16 protein-coding genes, 1 tRNA gene and 1 pseudogene are annotated in these 16,730 nt (G+C 56.6%); 6 read left to right on the top strand and 12 right to left on the bottom strand.

The annotated features are described in order from the left end of the window. Positions 1–9: 9 nt before the first annotated feature. Positions 10–528, bottom strand: a complete 519-nt coding sequence (locus OQ273_RS21055; protein WP_267992887.1) for a prolyl-tRNA synthetase associated domain-containing protein — start codon at positions 526–528, stop codon at positions 10–12. A 200-nt stretch (positions 529–728) separates the two neighbouring features. On the opposite strand from OQ273_RS21055, the gene OQ273_RS21050 reads away from it, so the two are divergent. After that, positions 729–803, top strand: a tRNA-Gly gene (locus OQ273_RS21050). A gap of 478 nt (positions 804–1,281) precedes the next feature. Here the strand turns inward: OQ273_RS21050 and OQ273_RS21045 are convergent. Then, entirely contained in the window at positions 1,282–2,136 is an 855-nt protein-coding gene (locus tag OQ273_RS21045; protein ID WP_267992886.1) for a hypothetical protein, read from the bottom strand. Between the two features lie 91 nt (positions 2,137–2,227). On the opposite strand from OQ273_RS21045, the gene OQ273_RS21040 reads away from it, so the two are divergent. Together OQ273_RS21040 and OQ273_RS21035 are read left to right on the top strand one after the other, a co-directional pair. Next, a complete protein-coding gene (locus tag OQ273_RS21040; RefSeq protein WP_267992885.1) occupies positions 2,228–2,935 on the top strand; it encodes a hypothetical protein in 708 nt (235 codons plus the stop codon). A gap of 12 nt (positions 2,936–2,947) precedes the next feature. After that, positions 2,948–3,409, top strand: a complete 462-nt coding sequence (locus OQ273_RS21035; protein WP_267992884.1) for a hypothetical protein — start codon at positions 2,948–2,950, stop codon at positions 3,407–3,409. A 281-nt stretch (positions 3,410–3,690) separates the two neighbouring features. Here OQ273_RS21035 and OQ273_RS21030 read toward each other — a convergent pair. From OQ273_RS21030 to OQ273_RS21020, 3 genes and pseudogenes are all read right to left on the bottom strand, one after another. Continuing rightward, positions 3,691–4,446, bottom strand: a pseudogene (locus OQ273_RS21030) (IS5 family transposase). 101 nt (positions 4,447–4,547) lie between these two features. Then, positions 4,548–4,982, bottom strand: coding sequence for an MAPEG family protein (locus OQ273_RS21025; protein WP_267992883.1), 435 nt, complete (start codon positions 4,980–4,982; stop codon positions 4,548–4,550). Positions 4,983–5,066: 84 nt separating this feature from the next. Then, positions 5,067–6,050, bottom strand: a complete 984-nt coding sequence (locus tag OQ273_RS21020) for a zinc-dependent alcohol dehydrogenase family protein (RefSeq protein ID WP_267992882.1) — start codon at positions 6,048–6,050, stop codon at positions 5,067–5,069. 151 nt (positions 6,051–6,201) lie between these two features. Here OQ273_RS21020 and OQ273_RS21015 point away from each other — a divergent pair, with 151 nt between their 5' ends. Further along, complete coding sequence (locus OQ273_RS21015; RefSeq protein WP_267992881.1) at positions 6,202–7,113, top strand: LysR family transcriptional regulator; 912 nt, start codon at positions 6,202–6,204, stop codon at positions 7,111–7,113. A gap of 95 nt (positions 7,114–7,208) precedes the next feature. On the opposite strand, the gene OQ273_RS21010 is transcribed toward OQ273_RS21015, so the two are convergent. From OQ273_RS21010 to OQ273_RS20980, 7 genes are read right to left on the bottom strand one after another with little or no spacing between them, the layout of a single operon-like run. Further along, on the bottom strand, positions 7,209–8,384 hold the full coding sequence (locus OQ273_RS21010; protein WP_267992880.1) for an acetyl-CoA C-acetyltransferase: 1,176 nt from the start codon (positions 8,382–8,384) through the stop codon (positions 7,209–7,211). A 23-nt stretch (positions 8,385–8,407) separates the two neighbouring features. Further along, entirely contained in the window at positions 8,408–9,832 is a 1,425-nt protein-coding gene (locus OQ273_RS21005; RefSeq protein WP_267992879.1) for an aldehyde dehydrogenase family protein, read from the bottom strand. Positions 9,833–9,857: 25 nt separating this feature from the next. Beyond that, complete coding sequence (locus OQ273_RS21000; protein ID WP_267992878.1) at positions 9,858–11,057, bottom strand: MFS transporter; 1,200 nt, start codon at positions 11,055–11,057, stop codon at positions 9,858–9,860. A gap of 2 nt (positions 11,058–11,059) precedes the next feature. Further along, entirely contained in the window at positions 11,060–11,512 is a 453-nt protein-coding gene (locus OQ273_RS20995) for a MaoC family dehydratase (protein WP_267992877.1), read from the bottom strand. Beyond that, the gene (locus OQ273_RS20990) at positions 11,509–11,940 is read right to left on the bottom strand and encodes a Zn-ribbon domain-containing OB-fold protein (protein WP_267992876.1); all 432 of its coding nucleotides are present in this window, start codon (positions 11,938–11,940) and stop codon (positions 11,509–11,511) included. Before OQ273_RS20990 ends, OQ273_RS20995 begins: the two co-directional genes overlap by 4 nt. Then, a complete protein-coding gene (locus OQ273_RS20985) occupies positions 11,937–13,100 on the bottom strand; it encodes a thiolase family protein (protein WP_267992875.1) in 1,164 nt (387 codons plus the stop codon). The genes OQ273_RS20990 and OQ273_RS20985 overlap by 4 nt, the downstream gene beginning before the upstream one ends. Then, positions 13,097–15,085, bottom strand: coding sequence for an acetoacetate--CoA ligase (locus OQ273_RS20980; protein WP_267992874.1), 1,989 nt, complete (start codon positions 15,083–15,085; stop codon positions 13,097–13,099). Before OQ273_RS20980 ends, OQ273_RS20985 begins: the two co-directional genes overlap by 4 nt. 293 nt (positions 15,086–15,378) lie before the next feature. On the opposite strand from OQ273_RS20980, the gene OQ273_RS20975 reads away from it, so the two are divergent. Both OQ273_RS20975 and OQ273_RS20970 read left to right on the top strand, forming a co-directional pair. Beyond that, a complete protein-coding gene (locus OQ273_RS20975; protein WP_271292124.1) occupies positions 15,379–15,927 on the top strand; it encodes a hypothetical protein in 549 nt (182 codons plus the stop codon). An 85-nt stretch (positions 15,928–16,012) separates the two neighbouring features. After that, positions 16,013–16,726 (top strand): TetR/AcrR family transcriptional regulator, encoded by a 714-nt coding sequence (locus tag OQ273_RS20970; RefSeq protein ID WP_267992872.1) that lies wholly within the window; start codon positions 16,013–16,015, stop codon positions 16,724–16,726. Positions 16,727–16,730 lie beyond the last annotated feature (4 nt).

Below are 16,730 nucleotides of genomic sequence, written 5' to 3'. Positions count from 1 at the left end.
AAGGCGCAATCAGCCCAACGCAACTATTAGCGGTTTATGGCCTGTCGATTCAAGGAACCGCAACAGATCATCGCGGCCGATTGATGTGGTCGCATCGTTGCGAAGCGGATGCGCGTTGATGATATCGTGTTTCATCAGGCTTTCATCAAGCACCATGGACACCCTTTGTTGCGTGTCGTTGATCACCCCAAACGGCGTAACAGAGCCCGGCACCACGCCAAGCAGTTCCATGAGCGGCTCCGGCTTTCCAAACGAGACCCGGCCTTTTGCGCCGATAACCGTATGGATGGCTTTCAGATTGACCTCGGCATCTTCCTGCGCGGTGACCAGGAAGAAATTGCCCTTCTTGTCTTTAAGGAAGAGGTTCTTGGTGTGACCGCCGGGGATCTCGTCCCGCAGGGCCTGGGATTCCGACACCGTAAAGACGGCCGGATGTTCCCTTGTCGTATGGGCAATGCCCATCCCATCCAGCGTCGCGTAAAGATCCTTATCTGATTTCGGCTGAGCCTGTGCGATTGCGTCATCCATCGTTCGGTCCGGTTTTTGTCATGTGCTTTGAAGAGTTCATGGCCGCTTGTGATAGGCGCGGCAACCGGAAATCGCAATCGAAAACGGCGTCACGACCCTGCATCATTTTCCTGTTGCATTTATCGCCGGCTTGCGCCATATACCGCCGGGCGCGGGCATCGCCAGGCGCACCTTACCCGGTCTGAAACAGACCATGCCGAGCGGGCGTAGCTCAGGGGTAGAGCACAACCTTGCCAAGGTTGGGGTCGTGAGTTCGAATCTCATCGCCCGCTCCATATTCACTAATAAAAACAAATATTTATTGAGCTGACTAGTCGTCAGAACAATTCGTACTTTGTTCGTGTCGCCACTGTCGAGGAAGCGCTCGTGTTCACTATTTTTCACTACTTTAGTGAAGCGGAATTAGCCTAAATGAGCCTATTTCACGCTGCCGGTTGGTGAGCCAAATTCGGACAGCGGCAATTGCAGCCCTGTTACCACCTGCGCCTTTGGCAGTTTGGTACAGGCTGTCGGCGACCTCCGCATCTGTTGTGAGCGTACCTTTCCTGAGCGATTGACAAATAGCGGTATGACGCTGCGTCCATCTTTAGAGTGTGCACTCGTTTGTTCCGAAGAACTCTGCAATCCGCTTGTCAGTTGAGCCCAAAATTGCGGGCTTCAAAACATGCCCGTTCATTGACGGGTCATACAGAGTGGTTCGTCCCGGACTTGGTGCAGTGTGGTTGGGCAGATAGCGCCCCAAAAGACTGGCGGCTAATGTGTTTCGACAAAGTTTCTAATGGCGGTATCCAGTTGGCTTACGAGTCTTTTGTTGAGAACAATTTCATCCCGAATACGTAGTGAATCAACAAAGTGATTTTTTGTTGGAATCTTGTCCGTGCTGGTTCGCACCCTGGTCAGGGAATTGTACGTGCTTATAGAAAATGTAAGCTCGCTTGTATTGGCCGTTATGCTTCTGAAGATCGTAATGCCGAATTCAATTCGATCCCAAAATCCATTTTTTCCCCTGGTTGTTTCCGACGGCAGAGCTACGGAGAAATCAACAGAACTTGTCTGGTATTCAGGGTTACTTTTTGTGCTGATGACCTCCATCTCGACGGCCTCGGATTTAACGTGGGCGTTGGATTCTGCCTTCAGAACGTCGAACAGGGCTTCAACGATTTCTACGAGAGCATCTTCGCTGTACAGTACTAAGTCCGCTTGTTCCGCACTACCAAAACGATAATTATTAAAGCGTTGTTGTGCACTGCCGCATGGGTCAAGGGGCAGATCGACAAATGAGAATATTTTCGAGTTTCTCAGCTTAGTCGCAACAACCGGAGTTGTTCCGGTTGGCACCCTGATCATAAATTCTTCAGCACCGTTCAAAACAGCATTTTTAAGTGTGCCATGTTTGCGAGATGGCAAATCCCTAAGGAAAGTGTCGAGATCTTCGAGACGTGCCACTTTGTCAGAATTCGTCATTTCTTTGTTGGGCCGCAGAACTAGAATCCCATCGTTCGGACCACATCGATTTACGGTAAGCACCTTTGCCGCAAGGCTTGAGTCTTCAGCCTTGGCGGCGTTGACAAAAACTATCAGGAGTAAAACTATTGAGATGTAGTACACAAGATATCCCAAATACTAAATTACAACTAGGTTCTTTGACGTAAATGCATGATACACACCTGCAGTGTTGCTGCAACGGAGTTGAACAGGAATGTTAGTACTTGGGTTTGCAGCGACTTTATTCAGCCTGTTTTATCTTCCCGTTGTCGACAATAGCCAGACTGTCCCGGTTCAGTTTTCAACCCGAGAAGCTGAGTTCCGCGTGTTTCATAGACGATGGCAACACTCGATCTCATTGGAGATGTTAGAGGAGGATTCTTTGGAGGGTTGTGGCAGATTTTTGGATGAAGTGTTAGTCGAGATGCGAGATCCGTATTCTCGGCACCTAGCCACAATTCTAGAGCTCCCGGATAGAATTCAATTCAGCTCCCTTCCGGGGTTTGATGGAAAAGCTGTGCGTTTCAATGGGAGTGCTACGGATCCATTCCTCCGTAAAGAATATACTGCAAAGATGGGATACCGATTACTTCCAAAGGACCCTAAACGGGAGGACTTCTTTGGAGAAATTTACTGCGCTCAACATGCCGATCCTACGAAAGATATTATTGTCGTTAGCTTCTTGGAGGGATTGGATTTGATCGGTCCTGGTGAAACGGGCATAAGCTCCAGTGGAGCACGTGCCGTTGGATTAGCGGCTAATGTATTCGCCTATTTCTTCGTATTTGATGAGCATTTCCTTACAGATGATGAATGCAGAGTAGAATTTGCATATGATGAGGAGGGCAGATTTGATTACTACAGGCCTGATGCAAACCGACTTGAAGAAGTTCAGCGAATTGTTGGGGACTGTAGACTCTAGTGGAGCGATGCAATGTATCAGCGTGAAACGCGGCTCATGGCGGCTGCGATAATCTTGATTGGCCATTTCGCGATTGTCGCTTACGGCATTTTAATGTTGGTATTGTTTTCACCCTTTCAAGACATACAGAAAGGTATCCAGGTGGTGCTGATGGCGAGTCCAGTATTGGCAATAACTGCTATGGCTGGATTGAAGCACATCTTGTCCACAGCGACACACAAACGCCGGGGGAAAAAAGTAAATGCGTTTTACTTTTCAACGGTCTTGGGTTTGCCATTGGTGCTCATCGTATCAGTCCTTGGCCTGATTTATATGGTTCATCATGGAATCGGTAACATTGGAATCGAAGGTCTCACGCTTGTATTGGGTGCAATCGAAACATGCTTTGGAGCTTATATTGGACTTATTTCTGATGATCTGTTCGGAAAACAGAATGATGAGAACAGATCCAGTTCTGATCTTTCGGTTGCATAATCCTGCGGGTGAACCATCAGAAAAACTCCAATCTTTCTGACATACTCTGGTTCCGTAAGGCCCTTGGCGAACTCTGTCTTGACCTCACCAAGAATGGCGTCGCAGATAGCTTCCAGATGATCGGAATTTTTTTTGGGATTTTATACAAATGGTTCAGATAAGCTCGCCGCATTGTCGAGATCAGCCGTTTGACAATTGGTAGCAAAACAGTCTTCAGCGATTCAAAATTGTCGCTCCCAATAGATTTATTGTGAACATGAAGCGGTAGGTAGAGGACTCATTCAGGTCCACTCAATTATGAGCGCCGCTAATGCAATGGCTGACAGGTAATTTTGTGCGTGGCGATAATATCTGGTTGCAATGCGGCGCCAACTTTTGAGTTTGCAGAACAGCCGCTCAATCACATTTCTGCGTCGATATGCGCAGCGGTCGATCGGATAGGGTGTTCTGCGTGATGCGGTTGACGGTATGACGGCCTGGGTGTTTCGGTTTGATAGCCAAGTCCTGAACTTGTCTGCATCATAGGCCTTGTCGGCCAGCAGCCTTTTTTGGGCACTCCACCCCTTCCATCAATGGGATCGCCATGGAGATATCAGCAATATTGCCTGGGTTCAGGGCAGTGGCGACCGGTCTGCCTTGATCGTCGGCCAAAGCATGGATTTTGCTCGTTCTTCCGCCACGTGAGCGGCCAACCGCTTCCGTGTACTCCGCCTTTTTGAGCCGGATGCCGAGCGATGGGCCTTGACGTATGTGCTGTCGATTGAAAGTTCTTCCGGAACAGTACCGGTGGCGGCCATTCTTGCAAATATCCGTTGCCAGGTGCCACGCAGCGACCATCTATTGTAACGGTCATAGGCCGTCGTTGGTGGACCATAGGCGGCCGGTACGTCACGCCAGCGGCAACCGGTCTTGAGAACATGAAGAGTACCGGAAATCACCCTGCAGTCATCAACACGGGGCTTGCAAGGTTTAGCCTTAGGCAAATGCGGTTCTGGTGCTATCCATGCCTCATCTGAAAGCCAAAACAAGTTGGCCATGATCTTCTCCATCAAAGCAAACCCATTCAGTGGAAAAAAAGACAAGACAAATCAGAGAATTGTATGAGTTCTCAGCCTAGGACAAAATATCTGCAGGGCGGTCAGAACACCGCCATCGCTGCAAGGGCCAGATTAATTCCCAGCAGAAGCGATGCGACAGCCGAGAGGCCCGCGCCACCGCCACGCATCATGACGAATATCTTCTTTGATCCCTCAGCGCCAACCAGATGCGAGCCGGCCTGATCGGAGAAGCCGGCAATATGCAGCAAGCGGGCAAAGGCGAACAGAAGCGCTATCCAAAGTGCAAAAGCCGTCTGACCCGCAAGCAGTTCATAAAGCGTCAGCACCGCCACAAAAATAGCTGCGTTTTCCGCCAGGTTGCCGTGGCGCCGCGCAAGGCGTTCCAGCTTGATATCGCCGTCGACGCCGGCACTCTTGCCGGTACGTGTTCGGTATATGCCGACCGTCAGCATCAGCAGATTCTGAACCACCAGCAGTGCTGCGCCAAGCAGCGCCGAGTAGATGGGCAGTGTCATCATGGTCTCCATTGTTGTTTCATCCCTTCCGCTGCTCGGCGGTCTGGTTTCATGAACGACTTGTCCGGTGTCCGACGCCTGGCCTCAACTGGCACCAGGCATAAGCAGGACCTTGCCGTCGCGGCCGCTTTCGGAGGCCCGGATCACGGCTTGCCTGATTTCCTCCAACGGAAAACGGGAATCGACCCGGGTTTTCACCTGGCCGCTTGCGATCAAGGGCATGAGGACGCTGAACGCGGCCTGCCTGTCCTCAGCCGTTGCCGTTTCAAACCATTTGGCGAGCCAGAAACCACGCACGTGGATTCCGTTGGCGATCATCGATTGCAGGTTCAGTTGCGGCATTTGACCGGACAGAACACCGTAGGAAACGATGGTCGCACCATAGGCCAGAGTGCCTAAAAGGCGCTCGAACGTAGCTCCGGCGACACTGTCCAGTGCGAGCAGGACGGGCGCACCGCCGGTTGCCGCTGTAACGCGCTCTGACAAATCCGGTCCATCGGTCAATACAACATCGCCGCCAATGGTTTTCAGATGTTCCACCTGGGATTCCCGGCGCACAATATTGACCGTTCTGATGCCGCGTTTTGCGGCAAGTTGGACAACCATTTCTCCCACGGCGGAGTTGGCGGCGCTCTGGATGATCCAGTCCCCGTCATTCAGTTCCCTGAACGCGGACAAAAGAAGATGCGCCGTCAGTGGATTGACAACCAGCATCGAGAGCTGTTCAACATCGCCGTCCGGGGCCGGGATAAACGCCCCTGCAGGGGCCGTGAGTTCATCACGCCAGGAGCCTCCTGCACCTGCCAAAAGCACCTTCTGCCCGGGACGGATATGCTCGACACCGTCCCCGACCTCCAGGACCTCGGCAATACCTTCGCCACCGGGTATGTCAGGCAGTTGCGGTGTCGCCGCGTACTGTCCGGCTATCTGCAGCAGGTTCGCCGGATGGATCGGCGTTGCCAGGATTCTCACACGCACCTCATCGGCGCCGGGAGCCCGGGAAGGCCGTTCCTTCAGCTTGAGAACATCGGCGGGATTACCCAACTCGGAAAACTCTATGACTTTCATCGATCGTACTCCTGCAATTGCCAATTATTGTCGTTTTTATTATATGGAGTACGAATATCGCTGATAATCCTGCGATATTTGCGATGTGTATTGTCTTTATAGCAATAATAAGCAATCTTGGACCAAGAAACGTTTAGGTTGCCGAAGCGGAATGGATAGGCTGCGCGCCATCAACTATTTCATCAAGGTCGCCGATCTCGGGGGGTTCACTGCCGCGGCTGCAGCCACCGGTGTGCCCGCTTCGTCCATCTCCCGCCGGATACAGGATTTGGAGACCGAACTCGGCGTCTCGCTTCTACACCGCACCACCCGCGTGGTGCGTCTGACCGAGCTGGGTGAATTCTATCTCGAGCATGTCCGATCCGGCATCGAGGCACTTGATTACGCGCAAGACCTTATCAAGGATCGGGCGGCTTCACCTTCGGGATCGCTGCGCATAACCGCAACACCCGGATATGGCCGTTTGCTTCTCCTGCCGGCGATCAAGGAACTCAGGCGGAAATATCCTGACCTTGTCGTCGATGTGGAGCTCACCGACCAGCTGTCGGATCTGTCGGGCAACGAGGTGGATATCGCCGTAAGGGCAACAGCAAATCCTCCGGACCGCGCAATCGCCAGGAAACTGGCCGATGAAGACTATGTCCTGACAGCAGCGCCGGCATATTTGAACCAATACGGTCTCCCGGACACACTCTCGGACCTGGAGAAACACCGAACCATTCTCTACCGTGCTCCCGGACGGATCATTCATTGGCAGGCGGACACCGATGGCGGATGGGTCGAAGCCCGAACCCGCCCCGCCTTCATCTGCAATATCGGACAGGAGCTCGTTGCCGAGGCGGTCAGCGGGACAGGTCTGGCGCTCGTTCCAAGATGGGGCGTTCGAAACCAGCTGGCCAATGGCTCCTTGAAAGCCATTGCGTTGAAGGATGCCAATCTGTCGCTGACAAGAAGCCCTTCGCCAGGCATCTACCTTCTCTATCATCAGCCAAAATACCGCCTGAACAAAATCAGGGCGGCAGTCGATTTCCTGCTGGATCATCTGGTGGCACAACCGGATTAACTGTGCGTGACACAGCCAGGGTTGCGGCACATCTTCAAGACGCCGAGGCCAATTTCGGCGAACATCGTCTATTCACGTTCGAGGCACCGTGCGGACTATGGGCGCTCCAGGCAGATCGCGACACCCTGCCCGCCGCCGATGCAGAGCGAGGCAACGCCGCGATATGCATTCTGCCGAAGCATCTCGTGGATCAGTGCGACGACCGTCCTGCCGCCGGACCCCGCCAGAGGGTGTCCGAGTGCAATGGCTCCGCCATTGACATTCACCTTGGCCGGATCGACACCCAGGGACTTGTTTACCGCGATCGCCTGAGCTGCGAATGCCTCGTTGATTTCGAAGACGTCGACGCCGTCCGCGCTCCAGCCGGCTTTTCTTATCGCCGCATTGATCGCATGGACCGGCCCCAGTCCCATATCCATCGGATCAAGCGCCGCCGAAGCGTAGGACACGACCCGCACCAGGGGCTCCAATCCAAGTTCCGACAGCTTTTCCTCGCTGCCGACCAGCACGGCTGCGGCTCCGTCGTTCAACCCGGAAGAGTTTCCGGCCGTAATCGTCCCGGTTTCCGAGAACACCGGTTTGAGCGCGGCCAGTTTTTGCGCCGTGGCGCCCGGACGGGGGTGCTCGTCTGCCGAGACGATCCGCTCGTCCTTTGCGCCTTTGAGCCTGATCGGAACAATCTGGCTTTCAAAACGCCCTTCCTCGACGGCCTTGGCCGTCTTTGCCTGGGAATGGACGGCGAATGTGTCCTGATCTTCGCGTGTGATCTGAAAACGGGTCGCAAGCTGTTCGACGGTTTCGCCCATATGGATATCGTTGAAGACATCCCAAAGACCGTCGACAATCATCGAATCGGCCATATGCGGCGCAGCCTTCTGGCCGTTGCGCGTATTGTAGACAACCTGCGGCGCGCGGGTCATGGAATCCTGACCGCCGGCAACGATCAGATCGGCATCTCCACATTTGATGGCCTGCGCTGCGAGATGGATCGAGCGCTGTCCTGCACCGCAAACCTGATTGACGGTCATCGCCGGTATTGTATTCGGCAAACCGGCCTGCAGGGCGGCCTGGCGCGCCGGGTTCTGCCCCGCGCCGCCCGTAAGCACCTGACCCATGATCACCTCGTCAACCGCGTCCGGACCAAGGTCGAGTTCAGACATGATGCTGTCAATGACAGCAGCTCCGAGATCGGCAGCCGACATCTCGCCCAGAGCGCCTCCGAGTTTGCCGATCGGCGTGCGTTTGGCGGCGGCTATGTAAATCTCGACCATATCGACCTGTCCGTAACTGTGCCTCAAGCGTATCCGGCGGTTGACTTGACCTCAAGATAGTCTTCAAGGCCCCACTCGGCATGCTCGCGTCCGTTGCCCGATTGCTTGTAGCCGCCGAATGGAGCCTCGGCTTCCCAGTCGGCACCGTTGATCCAGATCGAACCGACACGCAAGCGGCGGGCAATTGACCTTGCCTTGTCCATGTCCGCACACTGGATATAACCTGACAGACCATAGACCGTGTCGTTGGCGATCCGCACGGCATCGTCCTCGCTCTCGTAACCGATGAGCGCAATCACCGGCCCGAACACCTCTTCCCGTGCAATCGTCATGTCATTGGTCACATCGGCAAAAACCGTGGGCTTTACATAGAAGCCCTTGCGCAGCCCCTCCGGCAGTCCGGTTCCCCCGGCAACCAAAGTCGCACCTTCATCGATGCCCGCCTGGATCAGCGACTGGATGCGCTTGAACTGAAGTTCGTTCACCACCGGTCCGAGCTTTACGTCGGACATGGGATCGCCGACATCATGCGCATCGGCGGCTTCCTTCGCCCAGACTTTCGCCTGCTCCATATATTCCATCGGAATGAGCAGGCGTGACGGTGCCCGGCAGGCCTGGCCGCAATTGATGTAACAGGCATCAACACCGTCGCGCACGGCCTTTTCGACATCAACATCCCGCATGACGATATTAGCGGATTTTCCGCCGAGTTCCTGCGTGACGCGCTTGACCGTTTCGGCCGCCGCCTTCGCAACCGCCACCCCGGCGCGGGTCGAACCCGTGATCGAAACCATGTCGACATCCGGATGACGCGACAGGCATTCACCGGCCACCTCGCCGGCTCCGGTGATGTGGTTGTAGACCCCGGCGGGGAACCCGGCCTCATGCACCAGTTCGGCGAAGCGGATCGACGAAAGCGGGGAATACTCAGACGGTTTGGCAACCATCGTGCAACCGGCCGCAAGCGCCGGCGCGGCTTTGACCACAAGCTGGTTCATCGGCCAGTTCCACGGCGTAATGAGCGCGCAAACGCCAATCGGCTCCTTGGAGATCAGGGTCGAGCCGCGCATCTCTTCAAAGACTTCCCTTTCCAGCGCGGCAATCGCATTTTCCAGATGCGCCGTGCCGACCCAGGCCTGAGCCGCCTTGGAAAAGGACCGCGTCGTACCCATCTCAAGCACCATCAGATCGGCAATCTCGTCATAGGCCGCATTGTAGAGTTCCAGCAGTTTCCGCAGCAGGTCGAGGCGTTCGTCGCGGGTGGTCATCGAATAGGAGTCGAAGGCGATGCGGGCCGCCTCGACAGCCGCATTGACGTCGGCTTCATTGGCCATCGGGATTTTGGCGACAGCAGTTTCGTCCGCGGGGTTGATCAGCTCATGAACATCCTCGGAAACCGGACGCACCCAGGCACCGTTGATGTAAAACTTGTCCGTGCTGTTGCGCATGTAAAATCCTCCCTGGGAATGTGGTTTAACGCTTGCCGTTGGCAATTCTGATTGCTTCGGGATGCGCTCTGAGGCTCAGCATTGCCAGGACTCCCAGAAACGGGCCGGGCGCGAGAAACAGAAAGGTCCATCGCCAGCTGCCGATCGCCTCGGCAATCTGCGGCATCAGCCAGATGGTAAAAATCGTGATCGCAAAACCGACGCCCATCTGGAAGGCAAGGCTGGAGCCAACCAGCGTCGGATCCGCGACCTCGCTGACGGCCGCCGAGAACTGGGCGCTGTCGGCTACGGTCGTGAAACCCCAGACCAAGGCGATGGCGACAAACAGCATCGCAGGCCCGGCATAGACAAACCCGATCAACACGGCGCAGGTGCCGGATATTGCCATGCAAAGGGCAGCCGTCAGGCAGCGCCCGATCCGGTCGGCAAGCCAACCGGCCAGTATGCAGCCGGGCGCGCCCATGGCGATCGCGGCGAATGTCAAAAGGGAGGCATTGCGCAGGTCAAGCCCGCTCAGCTGTGCCGCTGCGACAAATGCCAACAGCCATCCCCAGAAGGCGTAAAGCTCCCACATATGTCCAAAATAGCCGAAATTAGCCAGCATTGCGGGACGGTTCCGGACAACAGCGCGGATCTGCCCAGGACTGAACTGTGCCGACTTGAATGGATAGGGACCTTCCTTGAGGGTCAGGAAAATCAGAACCGAGACAAAACACGCCACCGACGTGATCGCGATGATCAAACGCCAGTCGAACCCGACTTCAAGGGCGCGGATCAGATGCGGCGATGCCGAGCCGAGGGTCAGCGCGCCGACGACGGCTCCCATGGCCAGACCGCGTCCGGTCTTGAACCATGTGCCGATGAATTTCATTGCTGTCGGATAGACCAGCGCCAGAGACGCTCCGGTAATAAACCGCGCCGCTATGGCAAAGCCTGCGCCCGGCTCGAGAAGAAGAGAGGCATTGGCAAGGCCCGCCGCCACGGCACCAATGGCCAGCACCCGGGTCATCGGCCAGACATCGGCAATCGAGAAGAAACTCGCCAGAAGCGCTCCGGTCACAAAGCCCAGTTGAACGCCATTCGTCATCCAGGCAATCTGCCCGGCTGTCATATCCAGCGCATGTTGCAACTCAGTCGCGACCGCCGTTGCAGAAAACCATGTCGAGAGTGTCAGCACCAGGGCAAAGCCGATCGTGCAGAGCACTCCCCACTTGTTGTCCTGCATGCTTAAAGGCCCTGTAGCGGCATCGTATAGGTTGTCGCGGTGCCTTCGACACAGATATCACCTGCGCTGTCGACCACCGAAACCTTCAGCTCGCAGATCGGCTTGTCGTCACGCACCGAGACGACTTCGACACGTCCGGTGATCTCCTCGTTGACCCCAACCGCCTTTTTGAAGGAAAGATTCGTTCCCAGGAATACCGTGCCGGGGCCGGGGAGATCCTCGGCGACGCAGGCATTGAGGATGCCGGTTGTCACACCACCTTGGACGATCAGCTTGCCGAACGGCGTTTTCTTGGCCAGTTCCTCGTCGTAATGAACCGGATTGCGGTCGCCTGTCATCTCGGTGAAGGCCACGATGTCGTTCATCTTCGTAGTGCGGCTTCGCTCCGAGAACTGGCCTGATTTAGGCTTGCCGTTTGTCACACCGGCCCAACCGTCTTTTGCTGCCGTCGTCATGTGCTGCTCCTTGCCTGATCTGAGATTTTGAAGAAGGGGAGAACGCGTCCGCCGGCATGTGTCGGCGCGAAGACAAGCTCCGCTCCGATTTTCACAGGGCGGTCGGCGGGAATGATGTGGCTGAGCATGGTCGGCCCTTCGGCGAGGTCCACGAGACCGACACAATAGGGTGCGACCGGCAGCCAGCCCGGATGGCCGGGCTTCCAGATTTCAGAAAAGGATTTAAGCCGGCCATGGCCGCTGGCGTCTTCCCATTTCAGCGCATCCGCCCAGCAATGCGGGCAAAGGGCGCGCGGGTAAAAGACGGCTTCACCGCAGGAGCCACAACGCTGAATGATCAGGCGCCCTTCCGATACGGCCTCCCAGAACGGCGCCGTCAGATCGGTGATGGTCGGTCCAGGAACTTCCAGTGTCGAATAGTCGGTCATGCATCGCCCCCCAAGACAAGAGCAACGGCTTCGGACATGGTCGCTCCGTTTCCGGTGACAAGGGATGTCCGGCAGCCCTTGATCTGCCGGTTCGGTGCATTGCCCCTGATCTGTCGCACTGCTTCCACGACATGGGTCATGCCGCCGGCAAGATCGGGCTGCCCGAAGCCGATCTGCCCGCCATGGGTATTGATCGGCTGGCGCGCGTCGGGGCCCATCCCGCCATTGTCCCGCAGCCACGCCCCGAACTGCCCGGGCTTGGCAAGCCCGGCATCCTCGATCGTCGCGGCAACCATGATCGTGTAGCAATCGTAGAACGACAGAAAATCCATATCCGTGACCGCCATGCCGGCCTGGGACAGCGCACGTTCCATTGAAGGCTTCAGCGGGCCGGACGTCAGGCTTGGGGCCTGGCTGACGGCGCGGTGGGTGATCTTCTCACCGGCCCCCAGCAGATAAACCGGCGGATGAGGCGCGGACTTTGCCCGTTCGGCCGTCGTGACCACCACGGCATCAGCGCCCGCCACCGGCATCACGATCTCGAGCAGATGCAGGGGTGAGGCGACCATGGGTGATGCCAGAATGTCTTCAACCGATGCAGGCTTGCCGTAGAAGATCGCCATCTCGTTCAACTGCGCATTGGCACGCGATCCGGCGGCAATCGATGCGTAGTCCTCCGCGGTGCATCCATAGGCGTCCATATGGGCCTGCATGAGCAGCGCATAGGACGTGTTCGCTCCCGATGCACCGAACGGCGTATCGAATTCGCGCGCCGGATTGCGGTTGGGCGAGCGCGGCGCCGGATCGTTGCGATGATTGCCGATCACACACAAAACGGTCTCGCACTGGCCGGCGGCGATCGCCGCTGCGGCACGCCAGATCATTCCCGGTCCGGACGCGCCACCAAGGTCCACCATGTTGGACATGGTCGGCTGCATGCCGAAATATTCGGCAACGGTAGCTGGAACATGCTGGGGGGTTTCGCCAACCTGTGGCGCGACCAGCAGACCATCAACCTCATCCGGCGCGATTGCCGCATCGGTCATGGCTTCCGCCGAGACCCGCATCAAAAGCTCCATTGTGGTCACGCCTTGCGTGCGGCGCTGCGGCTTTAACTCGCCGATACCGGTCAGAACGGCTCTGGGGCTCAGATGTCTCATAGGGAGGCGTCCCGTTTCAGTCCGGCATATTCGGCCAGGCAATCCGGGTTTGCAATCGAACCGAGATTCTTGACCGTTTCGCCTGCAACCGTTGTGCGCGCGGCGCTTTCGACACGCTTGCCGTTGACGGTGTATGGCACGTCCGACACAACATGAACTCGGGCAGGCACGTGACGCGGAGAGGCCTGGGTGCGAATGTCCCTTCGCAGGGTTTTGACGAGATCCGGCGTGACGGTGACGCCCTCCGCCGGCTTCAGGCAAAGAACGACTTCCTCGTCGCCATCATGAAGCGCGCCGAAAACCAGGAAATCCTCAAAGTCGGGATAGCTTTCGCAAACCGCATAGATCTCCGAGATGCCGATGCGCACACCGCCAGGTTTCAGTGTATTGTCCGCCCGGCCATGCACATAGCCGCCCCCGGTATATGTCAGCTCCGCCACATCGCCATGGGTCCAGATTTCGGCGCGCGCGCTGAAATAGGTGTCACGATAGCGCTCATCGCCGCCTTCGCCCCAGAAGGTCAGGGGCATGGATGGAAACGGTTCCGTACAAACCAGTGCGCCACGCTCTCCGACCACGGCAGCGCCTCGATCATCCAGAACCGAGACCGCGTGGCCGAGGGCAGGAACGGTCAATTGCCCGCGCCTGACAGGATGGATGGGCGAGCCGATCAGGAAGGACCCGAGAATCTCGGTCCCGCCGGATATGGACGAAAAACTCATGTCGCGTTTGATCGAGCGGTAAACCCAGTCGAACTGATGCGGAAGGGTGGGCGCGCCACACACCAACAGCGACCGCAGCGCTGAAAGCTTGTGACGCACCCGTGGGAGATAACCCTCGGCCGCCAGTGTCGCCAGATATTTCGGGCTGACGCCCAAATGCGTGACATCGGCACTGTCGGCAAGGTTCCAAAGGGGCGTGCAGTCAAGACCATTGTCGGCCTTGAGGATCGGAGCCCCGTCGTAAAGGACGATGGTTGCCCGCGCGGCAAGGGCGGAGACAGTCCAGTGATACATCATCCAGGCGGTATTGGTGTACCAGATCAGACGATCACCGCGGCGCACATCACCATGCAGCACATGTTCCTTCAGATGCTGCATCAAGACACCGCCCGTGCGATGCACAATGGCTTTCGGAATGCCCGTGGTGCCCGAGGTATAAAGAATATAGGCCGGATGATCGAAGGGGACGCGGGTAAACTCCGGCGGACCGTCGCCGCCGAACACGTCCTGGCGGACAAATGCCACGCCCGGTATGTCGCCCTCGCCGCTCAAGACAAGCGTCGTGATCGAGGGGATTTCACCAACAACCTCCGCAATGCGTTCGCCGACATCGTGATCTTTACCGCCATAGCGGTAACGCGCAGCCGCGAACAGAACCTTTGGAGCCACCTGCCCAATCCGGTCGACAATGGCGGTTTTACCGAAGTCCGGGGAGCAGGACGTCCACACGGCGCCAAGGGACAGGGTCGCGAGCAACGCGACCAGCGCGTCGACATTGTTCGGCTGAACACCGGCAACCCGATCGCCCATTCGAACACCCGCCTCACGCAGCCCGGCCGCCACACGGGCAACGCGCGATATCAGCTCTTTGCGCAAGACGTCCTTTCGCCCGCCGGCCTCGTCAATGGCAATGACCGATGTATCGGCTCCGTCGCTGCGCAGCAGGTTTTCCGCAAGGTTCAGATGGGCATCCGGAAAGAACCGGGCTCCGGTCATCCATGCCGCTTCGTCCTTCTGGAAGGCTGCATCTCCCGGCTCGCCGACAACACCGCAGAAGTCCCATACAGCCGACCAGAAGGCTCCTTTCTGGCTGATCGACCAGCGGTGAAGCGTGTCGTAATCTTCCGGATCGAAGCCGTTTTCCTCGGCAAATTGCCAAAGCGCGGTCTCCTTGCGTTGCGCAACCGTTGGCATCCACAGGACGTCATTATCGCGCCCGCCACCGGAACTGCTTTCTCCTTGCGCCAAGTTGTCTGCGTTCATCGGAAGACGGGCTCCCCAGCGGCCTCGGTTCGACGGTCCAAGCAGGGCAAATAAGTAGCCAGGCGAAAATTGTACCGTTCGGTCGGTCGAAATCTAGAAATAGGACACGCGGCAAGTCAAGCCTTTTTTGGTCCGCGCAAGTCTGAACGGTTCTGTCGCCGGTAAGAATCGGTTAAGTGTTTCGAAATACTCTTTATACGTGTACCTGCTTGTTGATGCGCAGCATGAAGCCGCCGCTTTGATTTCGGAACCGCACCTTCATGAAAGGCGGGCGGCTGCCGTTGGAGACAATCGTGCTTACGGTCAATTCAGCCGCCCTTCATATTCTGCGTCACGATCAACTTCCGTCCGCGTCGGCTGTCGACCGGGATGCAAAGGGCCCCGATTTGATTGCGACGGCCAACAACGTCAAAAATGCTTCCAATGGAGCGCAAGCCAAGACAGTCGACGATGTCTTCAGCGTCCACCATGTGGATCATAACCAGTTGAAAATGCGGCTTTTTGAGCGTCTTGGAGCTGAGTTTGGCATCAAGATGAGCGAATATGACTCGATGTCCGACTATGGGGAGGCCATCCGCAAGGCCATTGTGGAGATGACACGGGAGCCCCTCGGTTACATCATGCTTCAGGAGATCGAGAAGAAACTCGGTCTCGACGAGCTTGGCATTACCATCGACACGCTCGTCAAAGCCATTATCGACCCCGAAAGCTCACATAACGACAAGGTGGACGAGGCCTTAAAACGCCGGGAAGGCGGAGAACTGGCGGAAGGACAAAACAAGGATTCACGCGTTATTCTTGATTCGATCCGGATCGATGAGACCGGCACATATGGCTACTGAGTTTCAGAGCGGCTGCTGACAGTTTGTTTCCGGGTCTGCCGACCAATCCCCAAAACAGGGTACGGATCCCCCTTCCCTTGAAAAAATGGACGGATCGGTCCATACATATTCGGCCAATCTCAACCGAGTGTGGCGCGATCCCAAATTCCGTTTGCCAGACCGATACGGGATCATCCAGGACTGCCGTTCATCCCAGGGGCGATCAAGGCGACGAGAGGGCCGAAACCTGAAAACGACGAAGAGATATGAAAGTATCCGGGAACAGGCGGCCGTCCTGTTCGCCAAAAAGGGATACAACGCAGTCGGCGTGGCTGAACTTGGCGAAGCGACCGGACTGGGCCGTGGCGCGCTTTACCACCACATCGACTGCAAGGAAGACCTGCTCTACGACATCTCGTCCACATATATTCAGCAACTCGTCGAAGAGGGACGGCAGATTGCAGCCCGCGAACCGGATCCGATAGAGCGCATCAAACAGTTAAGTTGCCGTATGATCGACACCGTTTTCCAGCACCTGCCGGAAATGACGGTGTGCTTTCGCGAGATTCACGCTTTGTCGGGCGAGCGTCACCGCGAGGTCACCCAGCTACATCAGGACTACCAGCAGATCTGGGAGGACGCGATTGCCGTGGGCGTGGCCACGGGTGCGTTCAAACCCATTGAGAAGGTGGCGGTCAAAGGTCTCATGGGTATGTTCTTCTACAGCTTTTTATGGATCAATCCGAACGGCAAACAAACCGCCGACGAAATCGGCGACGCTTTCAGCAGTTTTATCATCCGTTCCCTGACCGCCGAGTAGCTTC

This window comes from Hoeflea prorocentri (assembly GCF_027944115.1).
Classification (GTDB): domain Bacteria; phylum Pseudomonadota; class Alphaproteobacteria; order Rhizobiales; family Rhizobiaceae; genus Hoeflea_A; species Hoeflea_A prorocentri.
The sequence above is the reverse complement of the archived record's forward strand: the minus strand, read 5'-3'. Positions and strand labels throughout refer to the sequence as shown.

Coding starts and splice junctions, on each gene's coding strand:
- OQ273_RS21055 (WP_267992887.1), bottom strand. CDS start 528: ATGGATGACGCAATCGCACAGGCTCAGCCGAAATCAGATAAGGATCTT.
- OQ273_RS21040 (WP_267992885.1), top strand. CDS start 2,228: ATGTTAGTACTTGGGTTTGCAGCGACTTTATTCAGCCTGTTTTATCTT.
- OQ273_RS21035 (WP_267992884.1), top strand. CDS start 2,948: ATGTATCAGCGTGAAACGCGGCTCATGGCGGCTGCGATAATCTTGATT.
- OQ273_RS21025 (WP_267992883.1), bottom strand. CDS start 4,982: ATGACACTGCCCATCTACTCGGCGCTGCTTGGCGCAGCACTGCTGGTG.
- OQ273_RS21020 (WP_267992882.1), bottom strand. CDS start 6,050: ATGAAAGTCATAGAGTTTTCCGAGTTGGGTAATCCCGCCGATGTTCTC.
- OQ273_RS21015 (WP_267992881.1), top strand. CDS start 6,202: ATGGATAGGCTGCGCGCCATCAACTATTTCATCAAGGTCGCCGATCTC.
- OQ273_RS21010 (WP_267992880.1), bottom strand. CDS start 8,384: ATGGTCGAGATTTACATAGCCGCCGCCAAACGCACGCCGATCGGCAAA.
- OQ273_RS21005 (WP_267992879.1), bottom strand. CDS start 9,832: ATGCGCAACAGCACGGACAAGTTTTACATCAACGGTGCCTGGGTGCGT.
- OQ273_RS21000 (WP_267992878.1), bottom strand. CDS start 11,057: ATGCAGGACAACAAGTGGGGAGTGCTCTGCACGATCGGCTTTGCCCTG.
- OQ273_RS20995 (WP_267992877.1), bottom strand. CDS start 11,512: ATGACGACGGCAGCAAAAGACGGTTGGGCCGGTGTGACAAACGGCAAG.
- OQ273_RS20990 (WP_267992876.1), bottom strand. CDS start 11,940: ATGACCGACTATTCGACACTGGAAGTTCCTGGACCGACCATCACCGAT.
- OQ273_RS20985 (WP_267992875.1), bottom strand. CDS start 13,100: ATGAGACATCTGAGCCCCAGAGCCGTTCTGACCGGTATCGGCGAGTTA.
- OQ273_RS20980 (WP_267992874.1), bottom strand. CDS start 15,085: ATGAACGCAGACAACTTGGCGCAAGGAGAAAGCAGTTCCGGTGGCGGG.
- OQ273_RS20970 (WP_267992872.1), top strand. CDS start 16,013: ATGGACGGATCGGTCCATACATATTCGGCCAATCTCAACCGAGTGTGG.